We start from the raw sequence: 21,490 nt of genomic DNA on the forward strand, positions 1-21,490 counted from the left end.
AGGCGGAGGAAGGGGCCCACGCGGAGCGTGGGCGACCGACGACAACGCGGCGAGGGTGCGTGCCGGGGCACACGAGCCCGGCAAGATCCGAACGAGAGGCCCCAGGCACCGGAGCGCCCGGGCCGCCCGGGTGGGTCAGGCCGACGGGTCGGTCAGGCCGCCCGGTCGTAGTCCTCGGCGAGGATGCGTTCGATGTTGCGCTCGGCGAGCGCGGTGATGGTGACGAACGGATTGACACCGATGGAGCCCGGGACGAGGGCTCCATCGGTGACGTAGACGCCCGGTGCGCCTCTGACCCGGCCGTAGTTGTCGGTGGCCCTGCCGAGGACACAACCGCCGAGCGGGTGGTACGTGAAGTCGTCGGCGAAGGTCCTGTTGCCGCCGAAGAGGTCGTAGCGGTAGATCGTGACGTTGGCCCTGTTGATGCGGTCGAAGAGGCTCTTGGCCGCGTCGACCGACGGCCTGCTCTGTGCGCGCGTCCAGTTGAGGCGTGCCGAGTCCGTCGCACGGTCGTAGGTGAACGTGCCACGCTCCGGGTTCTTGGTGATCGCCAGATAGAGGCTGATCCAGTGCTCGAAACCCATGGGCAGCGGGGCGATCTCCGCGAAGACCGGGTTGGCCGTGTTGTTCCAGTCGTCGATGCCCATGACGGGCATGGTCGCCTGGTTGGCGCCGACGGTGTCCCACAGGTGGTTGGCGCGGGCGGTCATGACATTGCCGTTGGTGCCCCAGCCCGTGCCGACATCGGCGCTGACATCGGGCAGTGCGCCCGACTCACGGGCACGCAGCAGGAGTTCGGTGGTGCCGAGACTGCCGGCGCCGAGGAAGAGACGGTCACAGCCGATTTCACGAGTGGCGACGACCTTGCCGGTCTGATCGATCCGGTCGGCGGTGACGACATATGTGCCGTCGGGCTGTCTGCGGATCGCACGGGCCCGGTGCAGGGTCTCGACGGTGACGTTGCCGGTGCCGAGCGCGGCGGCGAGATAGGTCCGATCGAGGCTGCGCTTGCCGTGGTTGTTGCCGTAGATGACCTCTCCCGCGAGGGCGGACCTGGTGGCCTGGCCGGCGGCTTCGCGTTCCATGTACCCGAAGTCGTACACATTGGGTACGAAGGTGGTCTTCAGCCCGGCTTTGGCGGCGTGCTTCCTCGAGATGCGACTGAAGCGGTACCACTCGGTCGCCTCGAACCAGGCCGGATTGACGGTGTTGACGCCCAGCATCCCGCGGGCCCGCGGGAAGTAGGTCTCGTACATCTCGGACGCGTCGACGCCCGGGAGCATCTCGGAGAAGTACGCGCGCTGCGGGGTGACCGCCATACCGCCGTTCACGAGCGATCCGCCCCCCACGCCACGCCCCACGTACACGGACATGTTGTCGAAGTGGACGCGGTCGAGGACGCCGGGGTAGGGGCTGATGTTCTTGTTGACGACGTCGAGCCAGAGGAACTGCGCGAGCGGCGCCTCGGTGCGGGTGCGGAACCACATGGAGCGCTGATCAGGGGTGCTGGTGGTGCAGAAGACCTTTCCGTCGGGTCCTGGGGTGTCCCACAGACGGCCCATCTCGAGGACGAGGGTGCGGATTCCGGCCTCACCGAGGCGTAGGGCGGTGACGGCGGCGCCGTAACCGGAGCCGATGACGAGAGCCGGGCTGTACGGGTCGGCCGCTTCCGCGGACCGGGCCGCCGCCCGGGCCGGGGCGACCGTGATACGGGTCAGGCCGAGCGCTGCGGCGGTCTGGAGGGCGCCGAGACCAAGGAGGTGACGGCGCGTCAGATTTGGTGTCATGCGCGCAGCATGGGCGGATTATTCGGTTCCGCCTATCTGCCGTGCAGAGCTTTTTTCGTGGACCGCAAGAGTGCCGTTTGCGCCAGGCGCGTGCGGGGGCGTTCCGAGGCATACGGGATGGGCCCGCCCGTGCGATGCCCACGGGACGGAGGGGCCGGGGGTGTTCCGCAGCGCACGGCGGGCCGGGGGCCGTCCGTGGACTGCGGACGGACCGTGACGGTCGTCCACGTCCGAACCCGGACCACGGGGCGCCGCCACCGCCGCCCCGGACGCTGCCGGACGGACCGACCCGACGCGCCGAACGGCCGGCGCTGAGGCCGGACGGTTCACGGGGAAGCCCGTGGTGTCAGGAGCACCGGGCCTCCCCGGGCCCGCCAGGACCGGGAGGGAAGGACACCGGGCGGTCGGGGCGCTCCCTCCGGGTCCGCCGGGGGTGCCCCCACCCGGCCGGCCGGCGACCGGGGCAGACGGCCCTCACCACGGACGAGGGCACTTCCCGGGCGCGGCCCCCAGGGGAGCACCCGGACTGCTCCGCCGAGCGACGAGGCGCCGCAAGCAGGGGCGACGCGAGCAGGGGCGCCGCGAGCAGGGGCGCCGCGAGGCCGGTGAACCTGCGGTCACCGCGCTAGAGCAGGGTCCTGAGCCTGTCCGCGAGGAGGTCCCAGCGCCATTTCTCCTCCACCCACTCGCGGCCGCGCTCGCCCATCCGTCGGCGCAGCTCCGGATCCTGGAGGAGCGTCACGATGCGCTCCGCCGAATCCTCCGGGGCGCCGCCGCGGACCACCCAGCCCGTCTCTCCGTCGAGGACGGCGTCCGGCGCCCCGCCCGAGTCGCCAGCCACGACCGGGAGGCCGGTCGCCGACGCCTCGAGATAGACGATGCCGAGCCCCTCGACATCCAGTCCTCCGCGCCGTGTACGGCACGGCATCGCGAAGACATCACCGGCACCGTAGTGCGCGGGCAGTTCCCCCCAGGGGACGGAACCCGTGAAGCGCACGGAGGCGGCCACGCCCGTCGACCGCGCGAGCGACCGCAGTTCGCTCTCGTACGGCCCGCCGCCGACGATCAGGAGCACGGCGTCCGGCACCTTCGCCAGAATCGACGGCATGGCGAGGATCAGCGTGTCCTGGCCCTTGCGCGGCACGAGCCGGGAGACACAGACGACCACCGGGCGGTCGGTGAGCCCGAGACTCTCCCGTACGGCCTCGCCGCCCGAGCCCGGATGGAAGACCTTCTCGTCGACGCCCGGCGGCAGCTGCACCATCCTGCCGGCCGCCTCGGGCGTCATCGCGGCGGCGATGCGCGAGCGCGTGTACTCGCCGAGATAGGTGACGGTGTCCGTGCCCTCGCCGATCCTGTGCAGCAGCTGCCGGGCCACGGGCAGCTGAGCCCAGCCCGCCTCGTGGCCGTGCGTCGTGGCGACGAGCCGCCGGGCGCCCGCCCTGCGCAGCGCGGGCGCCATCAGGCCGAGCGGTGCGGCGGCCCCGAACCACACCGACGTACAGCCGTGCTCCCGCAGCAGACCCGCGGCCCGCCGGGTGACGCGCGGGGTCGGCAGCAGCATGGCCGTACGGTCCCTGACCACCGTGAACGGCTGCTCGGCGTCGAACCTCGCCGTCGCATTGACGCCTTCCCTGCCGCCCTTCCAGGTAGAGGCATAGACGACGAACCGCCCGGGGTCCAGACGCAGTGCCATGTTGTGCAGGAACGCCTGGATGCCACCGGGACGTGGCGGAAAATCGTTGGTCACGATGAGGGTCTTGTCCATCGCGGCCGACAGTACCAATGGCGGCCACGCCTCTTCGCCAGTGCGCACCTCGCCGGGCATCATGTCAGGCCGGAACGGAGCAAAAGCATACGAGGTGGACATGAAGAGCGCGGCCGGTCCAGCCCTCTCCTTCGTGGTGTGGATGCTCACCAGGACCGTCCTGCTGCTCTGCGTCCTGAAGGTCCTCCACGTCCGCGGCCCCGATGTGACCAGCGATGTCTCGGTGATCTACCAGGGCTGGTACGAAGTGCTGAGGACCGGCACGTACCCGATGGACGACGTCACCTGGCAGTACCCGCCGGCTGCCGCGCTCGCGATCCTCTCGCCCGCCGTCCTCCCGTTCCTCGGTTACGTCACGGCCTTCTTCGTGCTCTCACTGGTCTGTGATGCGACGGTTTTCGGACTTCTGCTGTACGCGGGCAGGCGGCCCGGGAAGTCGTTGAAGGGGGCGTGGACCTGGATCGCGGGGGTGCCGCTGCTCGGGCCGACCGCCTATGCCCGTTACGACCTGATGGTGACGGCGGTCGCGGTGGCGGCCCTGCTGGCCGCGGCGCGCCGACCCGGCCTCGCGGGCACACTGGCCGGCTTCGGCGCGCTGCTGAAGGTGTGGCCGGTACTGCTGCTGGCAGGGCTGCGGGGAAGGCAGGCCTGTTCCACCGCGCTCGTCACGGTCGGCGGGCTGCTGCTGCTCTTCACCGCGGCGATGCCGGGAGCCCTGGGGTTTCTCACCTCCCAGCGGGACCGCGGCACGGAGGTCGAGTCACTGGGTGCACTCGTCTTCCATGTCGGGCGGCACGCGGGGTGGGACGGGCAGGTGCTCCTGAACTACGGATCGGTGGAGTTCCTGGGTCCGTACGTCCCACTGGTCAGCGCTGCCGCGATGGCGCTGACCGTGCTCGCGCTGGGCTGGCTGCTGTGGTGGCGGCTGCGGGCCACGGAGTTCACGGCGAGCACCGCGCCGGACGCCGCCTTCACGGCCGTGCTGCTGTTCACGACGACCAGCCGGGTGATCAGCCCGCAGTACATGATCTGGCTGGTCGGTCTCGCCGCGGTCTGTCTCGTGTTCCGGTCGAGCCGGATGGCGGCGCCGGGTTGCCTGGTGCTGACCGCCACCGGCGTCACCTTCCTGGAGTTTCCGGTCTGGTTCTCGTACGTGGTCACGAGCCATCCGCTGGGCATCGCACTGCTCGCGCTGCGCAACGGACTGCTGGTGGCGGCGTCCCTGCTCGCCTGCCGACGGCTGTGGACGGCAACGGTGTCCGGTCCACGGCGCCGCGAGCGTCCGGTTCAGCCGGTGGGCGACAGGGAGCTGCTCGGTTCATGAGCGGGCACGGGGGCGGTGCGCCGGAACAGTCGGGCGAGTGCCGCGCACTGCACCACCATGGCCAGGGCCATCGCGAGGCAGACACCCGTGAGCCCGAGGGCGGACAGCCCATGGGCGAGGGGCAGCTGGAGGAGCGATCCGGCCGTCGTGATGCGCAGGGTCCGGGAGGCTCCGCCTCCGCCCTCGAAGACCCCGCCGAGCGCGATGAAGCAACCGAGGAGCACGAGGTAGGGGCCGACACAGCGAAGGAACAGCACTCCGGCGTCCGTCACCACCCCGGAACCCGCGCCGAATGCCCGCATCACCCACGGGGCAACGGCCGCCAGAAGGAGCGCGGCGACCAGCCCCAGCGCCCCGGAGACGAACAGCGCCTCACGCCCCACGGCCCGCCTCTCGTCCCGCCCGGCGCCGAGCAGCCGGGCGGTGTGGATCGAGGACGCCTGGCGCACCGCGTAGAAGGCCATCGTCACGACGTACATGGCCTTGGTGGCGATGCCGTACGCCGCGACCTCGGCCACGCCCAGGCGCGCGACGACCGCGACGAGCGCGAGCGCGCTCGCCATCCGGACGACGAAGTCGGCGGAGATGGGCAACCCGGTGCGGACGGTCGCGGCGAGCGCGGCGGGAAGCCGCCGGGCGGGCCGTGCGCCCCGGGCGGCCCGCAGGACCGGGTTGCGACGCAGGGCGAGAAGCCCGGCGGCAAGAGCGGCCGAACGGCCGGCAACCGTGGCGACGGCTGCGCCCTGGACGCCGTACCGGTCGATCAGCAGCGGGTCGAGGACCAGGATCAGGGCATTGGCGAGGAAGGCGAGGCGCATGGGGGTGCGGGTGTCACCGGCGCCCTTGAGGATGCCGTCCACGACGTTCGTCATGAAGAGGAAGGCCGTGCCGGGGAGCGAGATCGCGAAGTAGCCGGCGGCGAGCCCGGCAGCCGCGCCGTCACCACCGAGCAGTAGCCGGGCGAGAGGTTCTCGCAGGGCATACCCGCCGATCACGACGGGCGGGACGGCCAGCGCACACAGCAGCAGGCCGCCGCGGACCGCGGCGCGGACCGCCCCGGGGTCCTTGGCGCCCCGGGCGCGGGCGACGAGCACCGTGGTTCCGGAACCCGCCATGAGCGCCACTCCGAGGAGCAGGTTCTCGACGTGGGTGGCGACCGCGACGGCGGCGACGGCCGTGCCCGAGATCCCGGCCACCCAGACCGTGTTGATGATCCCGGCCGTGACGCCGGCGAGCAGCTCGAAGTAGACGGGGCAGGCCAGCGCGACGATCCGTTTCCGATGCCTCATGGGAGCCTCTCCATTGCTGCACCTCGATTCGAGGTATAGCGAATAGAGGTAGCATGGCGGCACACCGTCCGACAACCGTGAGGAGCACGAGTGCTCGAGCTGACGATCCTGGGTTTCCTCGCCGAACAGCCCCTGCACGGGTACGAGCTGAAGGAACGCATCCGGGCCCTGAGCGGCCATGTCCGCCCGGTGAGCGACGGTGCGCTCTACCCGGCCATCGCCCGTCTGCTGAAGGCGGGCAAGCTCGCGGAACACACCGAGCCCGGCACGGGCGGCGCACCGCGCCGCATCCTCTCCCTCACCGACAAGGGCCGCGCCGGCCTCCTCGAGCACCTCCGGAACCCCAAGGACGCCGAGATCACCGACGGCCAGCGCTTCTTCACGCTTCTCGCGTTCCTGCGCCTGCTCCCCGACCCCCATGAGCAGGCGGCCGTTCTCCGTCGCCGCCAGACCTTCCTGGAGACCCCTGCGAGCTTCTTCTACCGAGACGGCGCGCCGGTACGGGCGGAGGACGCGGACGACCCGTTCCGCCGGGGAATGCTGCGCATCGCCCGCGCGACGGGCACGGAGGAGAAGCGCTGGCTGGCGGAGGCGATCAGGGAGCTGACCGGCACCGGCTGACTGCGCCCGCCCGGCTCAGGCCAGCCTGGCCCGCACGTACTCCCGCCAGTCCGCCGTGAAGGCCTCGGGTGAGGTGTGCAGGACATCGCGCATCGCCTGCTCCAGCCCGTCCTCGCGGTTCTTCGCCGCGCCGGCTGCGCGATAGAGGTCGGTCAGGGCCGCGGGCCCCCAGCGCTCGGCGATCAGCTCGCACGCCAGCCAGCCGCCTTCGTAGGCGCGGCCGAGGGCATCCGCGTCGGTGCCGAAGCGGAAGGCGTCGTCGGTCGGGAGCCCGGCCGGCACATCACCGGCGCGCACCGATCGCCGCAGTTCGGGGGCTGTCTCGGCAGCCGTGCGTCCGGCGGTGCGGTAGGCGGCCCAGTCGGCGAAGCCTTCGGAGAGCCACATCGGGGTCGCCTGCGAGGTGTGCGCCCGGGTGGCGACATGAGCGGTCTCATGGGTGAGCACGATGCGGCGGCCGAGCTCGCCCAGCACCCCGTACGCCTCGGGGTTCACGATCACCCGGTCCGCCGGCGCCGCAGCGTTCCCACCGGTCTCGCCCGTGGTCACCGCCGCGATTCCCCGGTACCCCGCGGACGGCTCGCCCAGCAGCCTGCCCATCGCCTCGAGAGAGCCCGGCACCAGGACCACCACGCGCCCCGCCCACTTCGCCGGCCAGGCGGCCGAGACCGCGGGCACGGCGCGGTCGGCGTCCGCCGCGATCTCCCTGAGCCGCGCCCGGCCCTGACCCACTCCGAGGACCAGGCTGCGGCTGCCGCGTACGACGTCGACGTCGCCCTGCTGCCAGAGCTGCTGGGCCGCGCCGCGGCCGGGCCGGTCGTCGACGACGTACCAGCGGCCATCACGTTCGACCAGTTCAAGGGTGCGTTCGGTGGTCACCGGCGCGCTGTCGTAGCCGTCGAGCCGGTAGCGCAGCTGGGCCTCGGCCCTGGCCCGGTCATCGGAACGGCGCACATCGGTCAGCCGGTACTCCCACGACCTCAGCGGCACATCCGCGAGGTTCGCGAACTCCTCGCGGCCCGCCGGGCGCAGCTTCCCGTCGAGGGCGGCCAGATAGCCCGCCTCGTCATGACCCAGCACCGCGGCCGCCCTGCCGTCCAGCGTGCGCTGGATGGCCCGGGTCGCCGTGTCGGGTGAAACGGGCTCGGCGCAGCCGCCGCCCGCCAGGAGCAGCCCGGCGGCGACGAGCGCCAACGCCCGCCGCCGTGTCGTCCCGCGCTCATGAAACCCCTGACCAGCCACCCTGCCGATCGTACGGCCCTTCGTCAGGGGCGCGTCACGGAGGCGATCGGCATCATCCGCACGGGGTCGTAGCGCACCGAGGCCCCGGGGTAGGGCGCATGCACCACCTGCCCGTTGCCGACATACATCGCGACATGACTGGCGTCGGACCGATAGGTCACCAGGTCTCCCGGCCTGGCCTCGGACAGGGACACCTGCCGTCCCGCGTACCGCTGCGCCTGGGAGGTGCGCGGCAGCCCGACGCCCGCCTGTGCGTAGGACCACTGGGTGAGCCCGGAGCAGTCGAAGCCGCTGGGGCCGTTGGCACCCCAGATGTACGGACGTCCGACCGCACTCCTCGCCGCCATGACCGCGGCTGCTGCCCGCGACGACGCCGGACCGGGACCCGTGGAGAGGTCGGGCACCGGAAGGCCACGACCCGAGCGGGAGGCCCGGCCGAAGGCATCGCGCTCGGCGGAGGGCAGCGCACTCAGCAGGCGCCGCGCCGCTGCCAGCTTCCGCTCGACGGTGCGCTTGTGGCGGGCGACGGCGGACCGGGCGAGCTCCAGCTCGCCCAGCTTGCGCGAGGCCTCCGCACGTTCCTGCCCCAGACCGTGCTGGGCACGCTGCAGGTCGCGCAACGCCAGCGCCTGGCGGTCGCTGAGCCGGTCGAGTACGGCGGCCCGCTCGAGGTAGGTGTCCGGGGTGCCGGACAGCAGCAGCGCCAGGGCAGGATCGATGCCGCCCGAGCGGTACTGGGCTCCGGCCACCGAACCGAGCGATTCCCGCATGCGGTTGATGCGCTCCTGGCCGCGCGCCGCGCTGTCCCTCACGGCGGTGACCTCCGCACGCAGCCGGTCGGCACGCTCGTCGGCCTCGTTGTACCGCTCCGTGGCCTTCTCGGCCTCTTCGTACAGCCGGTCGACGTCCGCGCGCGTGGTCCCGGGGCTGCCGGGGTCGTCGTTCGGAGCGGCTCCGACCGGTGCCGCTCCGAGCGCAGCGGCCGCGGTGGCCGCCGCGGCCGACAGGAAGGTGCCCCGGGCACCTCGGTGGAAACCGGAGAACCCCGATGACGGGGTGGGTCGGCGATGGGACGCCACAGGAGCCGCACTCCCTTCCGCTGGACACGATGGCCTGTCAGCCATGCGCCGCAGAGAGTAACCGTGTGAACACGGGGCGGCCAAAAGCCGTACCGGGCGGGAACAGTGACGCCCCGCCGGAGACCGCGAGGTCACCGGCGGGGCGTGCCGTCAGCCACGGATCCCGCAATTCGCCCGATTGGGCGCCGCGGGGTGTCCTTTGGACCGGGATTCAGATACGGACCCCGAACTGGAACGTACCCATGTAGTCCATCGACTCGTAGCGGACCACCGCACCCGGCTTCGGGGCGTGCAGGATCTGGTTGTTGCCCGCGTAAAGACCGACATGGGAAAGGCTGTTGAAGAAGACCAGGTCGCCCGGCTTGAGCTGGCTGCGGCCGATCTTCACACCGTCGTTCTGCTGGGTGTAGGTGGTGCGCGTGATGCTCACACCCGCCTGACGGTAGGACCACTGCGTCAGACCCGAGCAGTCGTACGAGTGGGGGCCTTCGGCGCCGGACATGTAGGGCTTCCCGAGCTGGGTGGCGGCGGCGTTGAGTGCGGCGGCACCGCGCTGCGAGGCCGGCACCTCGTTGCCGAGGTCCACGCGCTCACCGGCGGCACGGCTGGCGCGCTGCTCCTCCTGCTGGAGCTTCGCCCGCTCTGCGGCGGTCAGGGTGTTGAGGAGCTTCTGCGCGTCGGCGAGCTTGCCCTGGAAGGTCTTCTTCTTCTCGCCCAGCGTCTTGCGGACGTCCTCGAGATCGGCGAGCTTCTTCGCCGCCTCGGCACGCTGCTGGGCCAGAACGCGCTGCTTCGACTGGATGTTCTCCAGGGCCCCGGTCTGCTTGGCCCCGAGCTGGTCGATCGCGGACGCCTTGTCGAGGTAGGTGTCCGGGTCGGAGGAGAGGAAGAGCTGGACGGCGGGGTCGATACCGCCGGAGCGGTACTGGGCGCTGGCGACCGAACCCAGGCTGTCGCGCAGGGCGTTGACCTCGTCCTGGCCGCGGGCGACCTTGTCCTGGATCCCGTCGACCTGCTTCTGCAGCTTGGTCTGCAGCTCCTTGGCCCCGTTGTACTCCTCGGTGGCCTTCTCCGCCTCGTGGTAGAGCGCGTCGACCTTCGCCTTGACCTCGTCCTTGCTCGGCTTCGCCGGGGCGGCCTGGGCGGCCTGGGAGGTCAGGGCGACGGCCGCGGCGGCGGTCGCGGTGAGCACGGACACACGGGCGCGGCTCGGCTGCTTGGGTCGACGGTGGGACGCCACGAAGGCGAGCTCCTTCTTCCTCGAGCCGCCTACCGGGCAGTGGGGGGTTGATTCCCCGGCTCCGCGCACTGTTCAGCTCCCCCGCAAAAATTGGGCTGAACTGCACGAAAACGGCGGTTTCTTCGCTGCCATCCCGGATGGATGATCAACCGTGCGAAGGTTCGAGGCCTGACCCTAGTGACCTGCCCGTGATCACTTCAAATCCTCATCAGAAAAAACTGTCGCTCGCAGCACATTTTTTACAGTCATCACACACGTAGTAGTGGCCACTTGACGGTACGTTCCGTGAAATCGGGCATTGCTCGCACTAGTTACGAGCCGGTCCAATCGCCTTAGACGCGCGAAAGCCGCTTCAGCAGCATGGTGGACGCGACCGGCCTGGCGCCCGCCTTCGCAACACCGTCGGCGACTTCACGGTCGGTGGAGACCACGACGACCGGGCGGCCGGGCGGCTCGGCCCGTACCAGCTGCCGGATGAGTTCGTCCGCGGTCACACCCGGCTTGGAGAACAGCACGCGCACCCCGCGCGGCGGCGCGAGCAGCACGGGAGCGGCAAGTTCGGCCCCGTCGAAGACACAGGTGATCTCGGCCCCCGTCTGGGCGGCCAGCATGGCGAGACCGCCGAGCAGCCGCAGCCGCTGCTTCTCGAGCGGCATCGTCGGATAGCCGGTCTTGGTGACGTTGTAGCCGTCCACGAGGAGATGAACCTGGGGCAGCGAGAGCAACTGGTCGAGGAGCGCGGGATCGGTCTCCGAGAGCGCCCGCGCCGCGATGTCCTTCGGCGTCATACGACCCGGCTCGACCGCGTCGACGGTGTCGGCGGGATGGAGCGAAGCCGGTGGCAGGGCCAGTTCCCGGCGCAGCCCCTGGGACGCGTCCAGCAGGGTGTCCAGCAGCAGCCGCAACCGCATGTCCTCGATCGAACGGCCTTCGCGGGCAGCCCTGCGGCTCGCCTCGACGACCGACTCGGCCTCGCCGAGCCGGGCCTTGAGCCGGCGGGCCTCGCTCTCGGCCGCGGAGACCTGGGCCTGTGCCTCCGCCCTGGCCGCCTCGGCCTCGGCCGTGGTGCGGCGCAGTGCGGCCTCACCGCGCTTCACATCGCTCTGGGCACTGCGCAGCTTGCGATGAAGCGATTCGGCTTCCTTGCGGGCGGCGTCCAGCTCGGTGCGCAGCCGCTCGGTCTCGGTCCGGATCTGCGTCCTGAGCCGGTCGTTCTCCTCGCGCAGCCGCTCCAACTCACGCCGGGACTCCTCGTCGGCGCGCTCGGCGTCCGCACGCTGCGCCTCCTCGCCCGCGGCGGCCACCAGCTTCACCCAGCCGGCCGGGCGCAGCACATAGGCGGCCGCCGCCACGTCGACGGGATCGGCGGCCGGGGGCGGCGCCCCGGACTCCAGCGCCTCCGCCAGCTCCGGCTGCGACTCGCGCAGCCGTTCGCCGATGCGCTGCCGGAACACCGGATCGCCCTCGAGGGCGGACGCCATGGCGTTGCCCGCGAACTTGGCGCGACGCGTAGGAGTGAACCTGGCGTACTGCCGCAACTGGGCGGGCAGGTCGCTGACGGTCAGCCCACCGAACGCGTCGGACACCAGGGCGACGACCCTCCGCCGTACGCCTTCGGGAAGCGGGCGGTCGAGCGCCTCGGCCGCGCCACCGGCCGCACCGGCCGGTCCGGCGCCGCTGTCAGGCTGCTCCACGATCCGTCACCCCTACTGTTTCCTTGTCGTCCCGGGCGGCTCCGGTTCAGGAGTCGGCGCCCGGCCTGTCCACCAGTTCGATCTGGTCCACCGCGTTGCACCAGCGGCAGCGGACCGACTCGATGGTCTCACTGAGCACCTCGCGCTCCTCCACCGTGGGCTCTCCCGCGAGGTCCAGATGGACATACTCGACGACCTTGGACGAACGGGTCACATCGAAGCGGGTGAGATTACCGCAGAGCGTGCATCGCCACCGGGTGGTGGCAGTCGGTGTGGGGACCGTCGTCATCATGCCGTCCTCGTCTCGTCGCGCGTACTGCCCGTAACCCTACGACCTCGGGGGCATGCCATGACACGGCGAGGCGGTCCTTCCCCATCGGTCCCGGTACGCCATGCTCTGGACATGATCGAGTGGTGGACGGCGGTCAGAGGCACGGTCCGGGGCGCGGCGAACGGCCCCGCAGTGACCTACGGAGTCATCGGCCTGTGCTGTCTGGTGTTCGTCACCGGTCCGGTCTCCGGACTCAACCCCTCGTACGGCACGGGCGACACCCTGCTGGTCACGACGACCACCTACTTCGAGCGCTGGGGCGTCATCCCGAGCGAACTGATGCGCAGCTCCCCGCGTGCGCTGCTCACCCCCCTGACCGCGCTGTTCGTGCACGGCAGCTGGCTTCACCTGCTGGGCAACATGCTGTTCCTCTATGTCTTCGGCGCGATGGCGGAGGAGCGGATGGGGCATCTGCAGTTCGCGCTGTTCTACATCGGCTGCGGATATCTGGCGCTCCTCGCCTACGCCGCGGCGAACGCGGAGTCCGCACAGACCCTGGTGGGGGGTTCCGGGGCGATCTCGGGGGTGCTCGGTGCCTTCCTCTGCCTCTTCCCGCGAGCACGGGTGACGAGCCTCTTCCCCTTCCTCTTCTTCCTGCCCCTGCGGTTCCCCGCGTGGATCGTGCTGATCTTCTGGTTCGTCCTGCAGTGGCTGGCGGAGGCGCAGAGCACGTCGTCGGGACCGGGTGTGGCCTATCTGGCGCATCTGGTGGGCTTCGTGGTCGGCTTCCTCTACGCATGGGGCCGCTTCCGGCAGGGAGCTAGAGTGAAGGCCCAAGCCACGGCCACCGAGGGAGACAACCAGCCGTGATCACCGCGATCGTGCTCATCAAGACCAGCGTGGACCGCATCCCGGAGATCGCCGAGTCGATCGCCTCGCTGGACAGCGTCAGCGAGGTCTTCTCGGTCACCGGTACGTACGACCTCATCGCGATGGTCCGGGTCGCCAAGCACGACGATCTCGCGGACGTCATCCCGGGGCGTATCAGCAAGATCCCGGGTGTCGAGGGGACGGACACGCATGTGGCGTTCCGTACCTACTCCCAGCACGACCTCGAGGCGGCGTTCGCGATCGGTCTCGACGCGTAGCACCTCGGCCGGACGCGCGGCGAGCACGTCCGGCGTCCGCCGGTGGAGTCCCGGGCTCTCTCCCGCACGGGACCCGCACACCGTCGTCCGGCTCAGACCGCGGGCACACACCTGCCGTCCTCGGTGCGGTAGTTCCACTTCGCGCCGTCGCGCACCAGTTCCTTCACGGCCCGTACGAACCGGTCGATGTGCTCGTCCGGAGTACCGGCCCCGAAGCTGACCCGGATCGCATTGAGGGACCTCTCGCCGGGCTCGGCCTCCGGCGCACCGCACTCCCCCACCTCCTGCGGGTCGCTGCCGAGCAGCGTGCGCACCAGGGGGTGGGCGCAGAAGAGCCCGTCCCGCACACCGATGCCGTACTCGGCCGAGAGCGCGGCGGCGAAGTGCGAGCTGTTCCAGCCCTCCACCACGAAGGAAATGACACCGACGCGGGGGGCCGCGTCGCCGAACAGCGAAAGCACCCTGACCTCCGGGACCTCGGCGAGCCCTGCGCGGACCTTCGCGACGAGGTGCTGCTCGCGCTCGACGAGCGTGCCGAACCCGGCCTCCGTCAGCGCCCTGCAGGCCGAGGCGATCGAGTGGACGCCGATGACGTTCGGCGAACCGGCCTCGTGGCGGGCCGCGGTGGTGTGCCAGTCGACGTCCACGCCGCCGTCGGAGCGCCGCGTGACCCTGCGCGAGGCGCCACCGCCCGCGAGGTACGGCTCCGCCTCCTGCAGCCAGTCCGCGCGACCGGCGAGCACACCGGAGCCGAACGGCGCGTACAGCTTGTGCCCGGAGAAGGCGACCCAGTCGACGTCGAGGTCGCGCACGGAGACGGGGTGGTGCGGCGCGAGTTGGGCGGCGTCCAGCACGATCCGTGCGCCATGGGCGTGCGCTGCGGCCGCGAGTTCCCGTACCGGCCACAGCTCACCGGTCACATTGGACGCACCGGTGACGCAGACCAGCGCGGGGCAGAGGGGGTCCTGCCCGTTCGACGAACCGGAGGAAGGGGCACGGCCGGCGAGCGCCCGCTCCAGGGTCCGCACCGCCTCCCCCGGGGTGCGCGGCGCGTCCAGGTAGGTGACGTCGGCGTCCTTCCACGGCAGCAGCGAGGCGTGGTGCTCGGTCTCGAAGACGAAGACCTGGCAGCCGGCCGGGAGGGCGGCGGCGAGCAGATTCAGCGAGTCCGTCGTCGAACGGGTGAAGACGACCTGGTCGTCGTCCCGGCAGTCGAGGAACTCATGGACCGTCACCCGGCTGTTCTCGAACAGGTCCGTGGACAGCTGCGAGAGATAGCCGGCGCCGCGATGCACGCTGCCGTAGTACGGGGCGTAGGCGGCCACGTCGTCCCACACCCGCTGCAGGGCGGGTGCGCTCGCCGCGTAGTCGAGGGCGGCGTAGGTGACCTCGCCGCCGGTCACGAGCGGGACGGTGACATCGCGGCCGAGCACCGGCAGCGGAGCCTCACAGCAGGGGTCGGTATCGGCGGCGCCGACGGCCGTGGCGGTGGCGGTGGCGGTGGCGGTGGCGGCGGTCTCGTCCGCCGTTCCGGCCGAGATGGGGGCGGTGACGGTCGTGGCGGTGTTCAGGCGTGCGGACATGGCAGCATCTCCCGGCAGACAAAGGCGAATTGGCTGTGAAGAACCCGCGCGGCGGCACAACTGCCGCTCGGCATACGGGTGTTGCCCTCAACGCGCGGCGGCGCCGCACGGAGGTGTGGGAAGAGGGGCCGAGGGGCCCTAGCGCATTCGCTTGCTCACGAGAACTGCTCCCTTGAGGACCTGGACCCCAGGGGTTGCAAGGGGTCCGCGCTTGCCACGGACCTCGCTGCCCACGGCCTGGTCTTCACCCGGGGCACCCCGCCACGGACGGAGGGTTGCCGGACAGCGGGCCGGGGCCGTAATCGCTGTCACTCATGACCTTGGAAAGCATCCTGCCATACGACCGGTAACGCGCAAGGCGCAGTCCGCAATCTGGACTGCGCCTTGCGTCACCACCCGTGGGCGTTGTTCCGGCCGTCAGCGGTTGCTGGCCGCCACCCACCGCTCCAGTGCCTGCCTCGCCGCGCCGGAGTCGATGGACTCGGCGGCCCGCGCCATGCCTGCCCGCAGCTGCTCCACCAGAGTGCCGGCGCCGGGGTCGAGGGCGGTCAGCGCGGCCGCCGAGTTCAGCAGGACGGCGTCCCGGACCGGGCCGGTCTCGCCGGCCAGCAGCCGTCGGGCGACATCCGCGTTGTACGAGGCGTCCGCGCCGCGCAGGGCCTCCACCGGCACCGTTTCGATGCCCACGTCCCGGGGGTCGAAGGCCTCCTCGCGCACCGAGCCGTCCCGCACGACCCAGACCCGGGAGGTCGCGGTCGTCGTGAGCTCGTCCAGCCCGTCGTCACCGCGGAAGACCAGTGCGCTGGATCCGCGCTCGGCCAGCACCCCGGCCATGATCGGCGCCATCCGGGCATCGGCGACCCCCGTGGCCTGGGCCTTCACCCGGGCAGGGTTGGTGAGCGGACCCAGGAAGTTGAAGGTCGTACGGATTCCGAGTTCCTTGCGTGCCGCCGCCACATGCCGCAGGGCGGGGTGGAACTTCACCGCGAAGCAGAAGGTGATTCCCGCTTCCTCGGCGACCTCCGCCACCCGCTCGGGCGTCAGCTCCAGATTGACGCCGAGCTTCTCCAGGACGTCCGAGGCGCCGCTCGCGCTGGACGCGGCCCGGTTGCCGTGCTTGACCACCTTCGCACCGGCGCCGGCCACGACGATCGCGGACATCGTCGAGATGTTGACGGTCTTGGCACCGTCGCCGCCGGTGCCCACGATGTCGACGCTGGGCCCCGGAACGTCGATCACCCGGGCGTGCTCGTACATGGTCCGCACCAGACCGGCGATCTCCTCGACGGTCTCGCCCTTGGCCCGCAGGGCGACGGCGAACCCGGCGATCTGCGCATTGGTGGCCTCACCGCGCAGGATCCGGTCCATGGCCCATGCCGTGGCATCCGCGCTCTGGTCGCGGCCGTAAAGGAGGGAGTCCAGCACCTCGGGCCAGGAACGGCCCGCCGCGGTAGTACTCCCCCTTGCTCCGCCGGGGATACCCCCCTCTGCGGGAGTCACAGCGCTCATAGCCGCTCCTGGGTCCGTCCGTATGGGAATGCCTCCACCCTATCCACCCCCGGGTACGGCAAAGAGCCCCGTCCAGCGAATGGACGGGGCTCTTTCCCGGCAACGGCCGGGGGTTCCCCCAGCTGTGGCGACAGCTGGGATCAGTGGGTGGGATCAGTGGTGGCCGTGGCCGCTGGTGATCTCCTTGTACTCCTCAGCAGTGGCCTTGGGAATCTGGTTCCCGTCCCCGAAGTAGCCCTTGCTCAGCTTCGAACGGACCTTCTCCGAGAGCTTGACCTTGCGCTCGACGCCGTTCTCGTCGACCGTCGGGCCGATCTCGACCGGCTCGTACTGCTCGTGCGCCGTGAGCTTGAACCGGTCGCCCGGCGACAGCGGCTCGTGGATCTCGACGAACTCACCGTGCGGCAGCCGCTTGATGATGCCGGACTCGCGTCCGTGCAGCACCTTGTCGCGGTCGCGCCGCTGCAGACCCAGGCAGATCCGCTTGGTGACGATGAAGGCGATGACCGGTCCGGCGATGAAGAAGATCCGGACGAACCAGGTGATCGCGTTGATCGACAGGTTGAAGTGGGTCGCCCAGAGGTCGTTTCCACCACCGATCAGCATGACCATGTACGCGGTCACCCAGGCCACACCGAAAGCGGTACGGGTCGGCGCGTTGCGCGGCCGGTCCGCGATGTGGTGCTCGCGCTTGTCGCCGGTGAGCCAGGACTCGAAGAACGGGTAGACCGCGATCAGACCGAGCACCAGCGGGAACAGCACCAGCGGGATGAACACGCCCAGGACCAGGGTGTGGCCCCAGAGGTTGATCTCCCAGCCCGGCATGAAGCGGATCAGACCCTCGGCGAAGCCCATGTACCAGTCGGGCTGGGCGCCGGTGGACACCTGGTCCGGACGGTACGGCCCCATGGCCCAGATCGGGTTGATCTGCGCGATGGCGGCGATGATCGCGATCACACCGAAGACCAGGAAGAAGAAGCCTCCGGCCTTGGCCATGTAGACCGGCAGCAGCGGCATGCCGACGACGTTCTTGTTGGTACGTCCGGGACCCGCGAACTGCGTGTGCTTGTGGTAGAAGACCAGGATCAGGTGCGCCACCAGCAGGCCGAGCATGATGCCCGGCAGCAGCAGGATGTGGATCGAGTAGAACCGGGCGACGAAGTCGCCGCCGGGGAACTCGCCGCCGAACAGGAACATCGAGATGTACGTGCCGACGACCGGCACGGACAGGATCGCGCCCTGGGTGAAGCGAACACCGGTGCCGGAGAGCAGGTCGTCCGGGAGCGAGTAGCCGGTGAAACCGGTGAACATGCCCAGGACGAACAGCAGGAAGCCGAACAGCCAGTTGATCTCGCGCGGCTTGCGGAAGGCGCCCGTGAAGAAGACGCGCATCATGTGCACGAACATCGCCGCGAGGAAGATCAGCGCCGCCCAGTGGTGGATCTGCCGGATGAGCAGACCACCGCGGACGTCGAAGCTGATGTCCAGCGTCGAGGCGTACGCCTCCGACATCAGGACACCCTGCATCGGCACGTACGTGCCGTGGTACTCCACCTCGTTCATGGACGGGTGGAAGAACAGCGTCAGGTACACACCCGTGAGGATGATGATGATGAAGCTGTAGAGCGCGACCTCACCCAGCATGAAGGACCAGTGGTCCGGGAAGATCTTGCGCATGTTGCTCTTGGCCAGGGAGAAGATCCCGAGCCGGCCGTCAGCCCAGTCGGCGACCCGCTCACCTGCGGGTGCCTTGCGCTTGGCGTCAGTTGCAGTACTCATCCGCGCTCCCAGAAGGCAGGACCGACGGGCTCTTCGAAGTCGCCGAGCGCCTCGAGGAAGCCCTCGTCATTCACGCCGATCCGCAGCTGCGGAAGCGGGTGACCGGCCGGGCCGAAGATGACGCGGGCGCCGTCGGAGAGGTCGAAGGTGGACTGGTGGCACGGGCAGAGCACGTGGTGCGTCTGCTGCTCGTACAGCGAGATCGGGCATCCCACATGGGTGCAGATCTTCGAGTAGGCCACGATGCCGTCGACCGACCACTCGAGCTCTTGCTTGTCCTTGATCTCGTCCGGCTGGATGCGGACGATCATCAGGGCGGCCTTGGCGATCTGCGTCTGGAAGTTGTGGTCGTGCTCGCTCAGCCCGTCGGGCATGGCGAAGCTCAGCGAACCGACGGCGATGTCCTCGGGGCGGAGCGGCTCATGCGTGTTCATGTTGATGAGCAGCTTGCCCTTGGACCACAGCGTCTTGCGCAGCTTCTCCTCGGGCAGCGGGCCCAGGTCGCGCAGCAGCATCACGCCGGAGAGCGGCACCATGGCCATCGCACCGAACATCGTGTTGCGGATCAGCTTGCGCCGGCCGAAGCCGGACTCCTCCGCACCCGCCGCGAAGTCGGCCATGACCTTGGCCCTGACCTCGGGCTCGGCGGCGATCGGGTGACGCTCGTCGGCGATCTCCACGTCGGACATCAGGGTGCGGGCCCAGTGGACCGCACCCGCGCCGATGCAGAACAGCGCGATGCCGAGCGTCATGCCGAGCGCGAAGTTCAGCGCGCTGATGTGACCGATCGGCCAGATGTAGACGATCTGGTTCACCGGGAAGATCACGTACGACGCGATGAAGCCGACAGTGGCGAGCATCGAGAGCGTGAACAGCATGGCGACGGTGCGCTCGGACCGCCTGGCGGCCCGCTCGTCGATGTCCTGGATGCGCGGCTTGTGCGGCGGCAGCCCGGGGTCCGCGAGCGGATCCTCCTTGACGGCTACCGCTCCGCGCTCGTGCTCCTGCTCAGCAGGCAGGGACTCTTCTGGCATGTCTTGGCTACTCATGACTTCTTGGCCTTAGCGGTGTGGGCCGCGACCCAGATGGCGACTGCGATCAGGGAGCCCAGACCGAAGATCCAGGCGAACAGACCTTCGGTGACCGGACCGAGGCTGCCCAGGCTCAGGCCGCCCGGGTCCTCCGTCTCACCGCTGTTGACGGTCTGGATGTACGCGATGATGTCCCGCTTCTCCTTGTCCGGCATGATGCCGTCGCCGAAGGAGGGCATGTTCTGCGGGCCGGTCTGCATGGCCTCGTAGATGTGCTTCGGGCTCACGCCTTCGAGGTTCGGCGCGTACTTGCCGTTCGTCAGCGCACCGCCCTCACCGGTGAAGTTGTGGCACTGGGCGCAGTTGGTGCGGAACAGGTCGCCGCCGTTGGCGATGTCGGCGCCGTCCGGGCTGTACTGCTTCTCGGTCGGCGTGACCGGGCCGGCTCCGAGGGAGGCGACATAGGCGGAGAGCAGGTCGATCTCGGCCTGGGTGTAGATGGCCTTCTTCTTCGGCACCTGGGCGCCCGGCTGCTGCGCGGGCATACGGCCGGTGCCGACCTGGAAGTCCACCGCGGCGGAACCGACGCCGACCAGGGATGGGCCGTCAGAGGTGCCCTGACCGCCGTTTCCGTGGCAGCTTGCGCAGCCGACGGTGTAGAGCTTCTTCCCCTCCTCGATGGCGAGGGACTGGGCGGTTTCGTCGGCCTGCGCCTTGTCCGCAGGCGCGAACGCGGCGTACAGCCCCCCAGTGGCCGCCAGCGCGAGGAGTAGGACGACGACTGCCGCCAGCGGATGGCGTCGTCGTGCGGAGAGCTTTTTCACGGATTACCCCGGTGTCAGGATCTTCTGCGTCGATGCTTCTGGAATGGGTGCGGGTACGGACCCGGCTACTTGATCATGTAGATCGTGGCGAAGAGGCCGATCCAGACGACATCGACGAAGTGCCAGTAGTAGGACACGACGATGGCGGCGGTTGCCTGCTCGTGGGTGAACCTCTTGGCCGCGTACGTCCTGCCGAGAACCAGCAGGAAGGCGATCAGACCGCCCGTCACGTGCAGACCGTGGAAGCCGGTGGTCAGGTAGAAGACCGAGCCGTACGGGTCGGACGAGAGCGAGAGGCCCTCGTGCTTGACCAGCTCGGTGTACTCGAACACCTGGCCGCCGATGAAGATCGCACCCATCACGAACGTGATCACGAACCACGTGCGGAGCTTCTTCACATCACCGCGCTCTGCGGCGAAGACGCCCAGCTGGCAGGTGAGGGAGGAGAGCACCAGGATCGTGGTGTTGGTGGCCGAGAACGGGAAGTTCAGGGCCGAGGCCTGCTCTTCCCAGTATTCGGCACCCATCACCGATCGCAGGGTGAAGTACATCGCGAAGAGGGCCGCGAAGAACATCAGCTCGGAACTCAGCCAGATGATGGTTCCGACGCTGGTGAGGTTCGGCCGATTGACCGACGGGTGCGCGTGCCCGGTTTCTACTGTCGTTGCTGTCGCCACGACCGACATTATGTCGGTCGCTTATCCAGCCCTCACTCCGGGGGGTGCCGTTCGGTGTGTCAGTGGCCCGTGTCCTGCCCGAACGGCCCATCGAAAGCCTGTCGTTTGCGGTGCTGACGAGCCACCGGGAGGGGTAGCATCCCGCGCATCGGTAGCACGCCGCGTTCTCCTCGACGATCTCCCCGACGAACCGGAGGAACAATGCAGTCGACCGCCACGGTGCTGGTGTACAGCGACAACGCCCGCACACGCGAACAGGTGCGGCTCGCCACGGGCCGCCGCCCGGCCGCCGATGTTCCGCCGGTCGAGTTCATCGAGTGCGCAACCCTCCCCGCCGTTCTGTCGCAGCTGGACAAGGGCGGCGTCGACGTCTGCGTACTGGACGGCGAGGCGGTGCCGGCGGGCGGCATGGGCGTCTGCAGGCAGATCAAGGACGAGATCTTCCACTGCCCGCCGGTGCTGGTGCTCATGGGGCGTCCACAGGACGCCTGGCTGGCCACCTGGAGCCGCGCCGACGCCGCGGTGACCCTCCCGGTCGAGCCGGTGGAGTTCGCGGAGGCGCTCGCGGCGCTGCTGCGTACGAGGCTCGGCGCGAATCACTGAGAGACCGGCTGCCTGGCACCG

At 69.9% G+C, this 21,490-nt stretch carries 19 protein-coding genes and 1 riboswitch; of the genes, 5 read left to right on the forward strand and 14 right to left on the reverse strand.

Annotation, left to right across the window (positions count from 1 at the left end; genetic code table 11):
* Window positions 1-152: 152 nt before the first annotated feature.
* A complete protein-coding gene (locus AC068D_RS15325; RefSeq protein WP_478823495.1) occupies window positions 153-1,787 on the reverse strand; it encodes a GMC oxidoreductase in 1,635 nt (544 codons plus the stop codon).
* Between the two features lie 625 nt (window positions 1,788-2,412).
* A complete protein-coding gene (locus AC068D_RS15330) occupies window positions 2,413-3,555 on the reverse strand; it encodes a glycosyltransferase family 4 protein (protein WP_478823496.1) in 1,143 nt (380 codons plus the stop codon).
* A gap of 100 nt (window positions 3,556-3,655) precedes the next feature.
* Here AC068D_RS15330 and AC068D_RS15335 point away from each other — a divergent pair, with 100 nt between their 5' ends.
* The gene (locus tag AC068D_RS15335; RefSeq protein WP_478823497.1) at window positions 3,656-4,879 is read left to right on the forward strand and encodes a glycosyltransferase 87 family protein; all 1,224 of its coding nucleotides are present in this window, start codon (window positions 3,656-3,658) and stop codon (window positions 4,877-4,879) included.
* Here AC068D_RS15335 and AC068D_RS15340 read toward each other — a convergent pair.
* The gene (locus AC068D_RS15340) at window positions 4,843-6,168 is read right to left on the reverse strand and encodes an MATE family efflux transporter (protein ID WP_478823498.1); all 1,326 of its coding nucleotides are present in this window, start codon (window positions 6,166-6,168) and stop codon (window positions 4,843-4,845) included. The two genes, AC068D_RS15335 and AC068D_RS15340, sit on opposite strands and share 37 nt — an antisense overlap.
* Window positions 6,169-6,258: 90 nt before the next feature.
* Here AC068D_RS15340 and AC068D_RS15345 point away from each other — a divergent pair, with 90 nt between their 5' ends.
* On the forward strand, window positions 6,259-6,789 hold the full coding sequence (locus tag AC068D_RS15345; RefSeq protein ID WP_478823499.1) for a PadR family transcriptional regulator: 531 nt from the start codon (window positions 6,259-6,261) through the stop codon (window positions 6,787-6,789).
* A 15-nt stretch (window positions 6,790-6,804) separates the two neighbouring features.
* Here AC068D_RS15345 and AC068D_RS15350 read toward each other — a convergent pair whose 3' ends face one another.
* The 5 genes from AC068D_RS15350 to AC068D_RS15370 form a co-directional block, all read right to left on the reverse strand.
* The gene (locus AC068D_RS15350; protein ID WP_478823500.1) at window positions 6,805-8,031 is read right to left on the reverse strand and encodes a hypothetical protein; all 1,227 of its coding nucleotides are present in this window, start codon (window positions 8,029-8,031) and stop codon (window positions 6,805-6,807) included.
* A 23-nt stretch (window positions 8,032-8,054) separates the two neighbouring features.
* Window positions 8,055-9,110, reverse strand: a complete 1,056-nt coding sequence (locus AC068D_RS15355; protein WP_478823501.1) for a C40 family peptidase — start codon at window positions 9,108-9,110, stop codon at window positions 8,055-8,057.
* 211 nt (window positions 9,111-9,321) lie between these two features.
* Window positions 9,322-10,350 carry a C40 family peptidase gene (locus AC068D_RS15360; protein ID WP_478823502.1) on the reverse strand — a complete coding sequence of 343 codons (1,029 nt, stop codon included), beginning with the start codon at window positions 10,348-10,350 and terminating at the stop codon, window positions 9,322-9,324.
* A 332-nt stretch (window positions 10,351-10,682) separates the two neighbouring features.
* Window positions 10,683-12,044: an NYN domain-containing protein gene (locus AC068D_RS15365; protein ID WP_478823503.1), complete on the reverse strand. Its 1,362-nt coding sequence runs from the start codon at window positions 12,042-12,044 to the stop codon at window positions 10,683-10,685.
* A gap of 46 nt (window positions 12,045-12,090) precedes the next feature.
* A complete protein-coding gene (locus tag AC068D_RS15370; protein ID WP_478823596.1) occupies window positions 12,091-12,333 on the reverse strand; it encodes a hypothetical protein in 243 nt (80 codons plus the stop codon).
* A 114-nt stretch (window positions 12,334-12,447) separates the two neighbouring features.
* Between AC068D_RS15370 and AC068D_RS15375 the strand changes: the two genes are divergently transcribed.
* Together AC068D_RS15375 and AC068D_RS15380 are read left to right on the forward strand one after the other, a co-directional pair.
* Window positions 12,448-13,185 (forward strand): rhomboid family intramembrane serine protease, encoded by a 738-nt coding sequence (locus AC068D_RS15375; protein WP_478823504.1) that lies wholly within the window; start codon window positions 12,448-12,450, stop codon window positions 13,183-13,185.
* The gene (locus tag AC068D_RS15380; protein ID WP_478823505.1) at window positions 13,182-13,463 is read left to right on the forward strand and encodes an Lrp/AsnC family transcriptional regulator; all 282 of its coding nucleotides are present in this window, start codon (window positions 13,182-13,184) and stop codon (window positions 13,461-13,463) included. The genes AC068D_RS15375 and AC068D_RS15380 overlap by 4 nt, the downstream gene beginning before the upstream one ends.
* 92 nt (window positions 13,464-13,555) lie before the next feature.
* Here AC068D_RS15380 and AC068D_RS15385 read toward each other — a convergent pair whose 3' ends face one another.
* The 6 genes from AC068D_RS15385 to ctaE all read right to left on the reverse strand — a co-directional run bounded on the left by AC068D_RS15385 (window position 13,556) and on the right by ctaE (window position 20,875).
* Window positions 13,556-15,046 (reverse strand): aminotransferase class V-fold PLP-dependent enzyme, encoded by a 1,491-nt coding sequence (locus AC068D_RS15385; protein WP_478823506.1) that lies wholly within the window; start codon window positions 15,044-15,046, stop codon window positions 13,556-13,558.
* 202 nt (window positions 15,047-15,248) lie between these two features.
* Window positions 15,249-15,366, reverse strand: a riboswitch (SAM riboswitch).
* 97 nt (window positions 15,367-15,463) lie between these two features.
* On the reverse strand, window positions 15,464-16,555 hold the full coding sequence (gene trpD / locus AC068D_RS15390; protein ID WP_478823507.1) for an anthranilate phosphoribosyltransferase: 1,092 nt from the start codon (window positions 16,553-16,555) through the stop codon (window positions 15,464-15,466).
* 153 nt (window positions 16,556-16,708) lie between these two features.
* On the reverse strand, window positions 16,709-18,334 hold the full coding sequence (qcrB, locus tag AC068D_RS15395; RefSeq protein ID WP_478823508.1) for a cytochrome bc1 complex cytochrome b subunit: 1,626 nt from the start codon (window positions 18,332-18,334) through the stop codon (window positions 16,709-16,711).
* Window positions 18,331-19,383, reverse strand: a complete 1,053-nt coding sequence (gene qcrA / locus AC068D_RS15400; RefSeq protein ID WP_478823509.1) for a cytochrome bc1 complex Rieske iron-sulfur subunit — start codon at window positions 19,381-19,383, stop codon at window positions 18,331-18,333. The genes qcrB and qcrA overlap by 4 nt, the downstream gene beginning before the upstream one ends.
* The gene (gene qcrC / locus AC068D_RS15405; RefSeq protein ID WP_478823510.1) at window positions 19,380-20,189 is read right to left on the reverse strand and encodes a cytochrome bc1 complex diheme cytochrome c subunit; all 810 of its coding nucleotides are present in this window, start codon (window positions 20,187-20,189) and stop codon (window positions 19,380-19,382) included. Before qcrC ends, qcrA begins: the two co-directional genes overlap by 4 nt.
* Window positions 20,190-20,254: 65 nt before the next feature.
* A complete protein-coding gene (gene ctaE, locus AC068D_RS15410; RefSeq protein WP_478823511.1) occupies window positions 20,255-20,875 on the reverse strand; it encodes an aa3-type cytochrome oxidase subunit III in 621 nt (206 codons plus the stop codon).
* 192 nt (window positions 20,876-21,067) lie between these two features.
* Between ctaE and AC068D_RS15415 the strand changes: the two genes are divergently transcribed.
* On the forward strand, window positions 21,068-21,469 hold the full coding sequence (locus AC068D_RS15415; RefSeq protein ID WP_478823512.1) for a response regulator transcription factor: 402 nt from the start codon (window positions 21,068-21,070) through the stop codon (window positions 21,467-21,469).
* Window positions 21,470-21,490: the final 21 nt, after the last annotated feature.

The sequence above is a fragment of the Streptomyces sp. NPDC043861 genome, assembly GCF_056435905.1.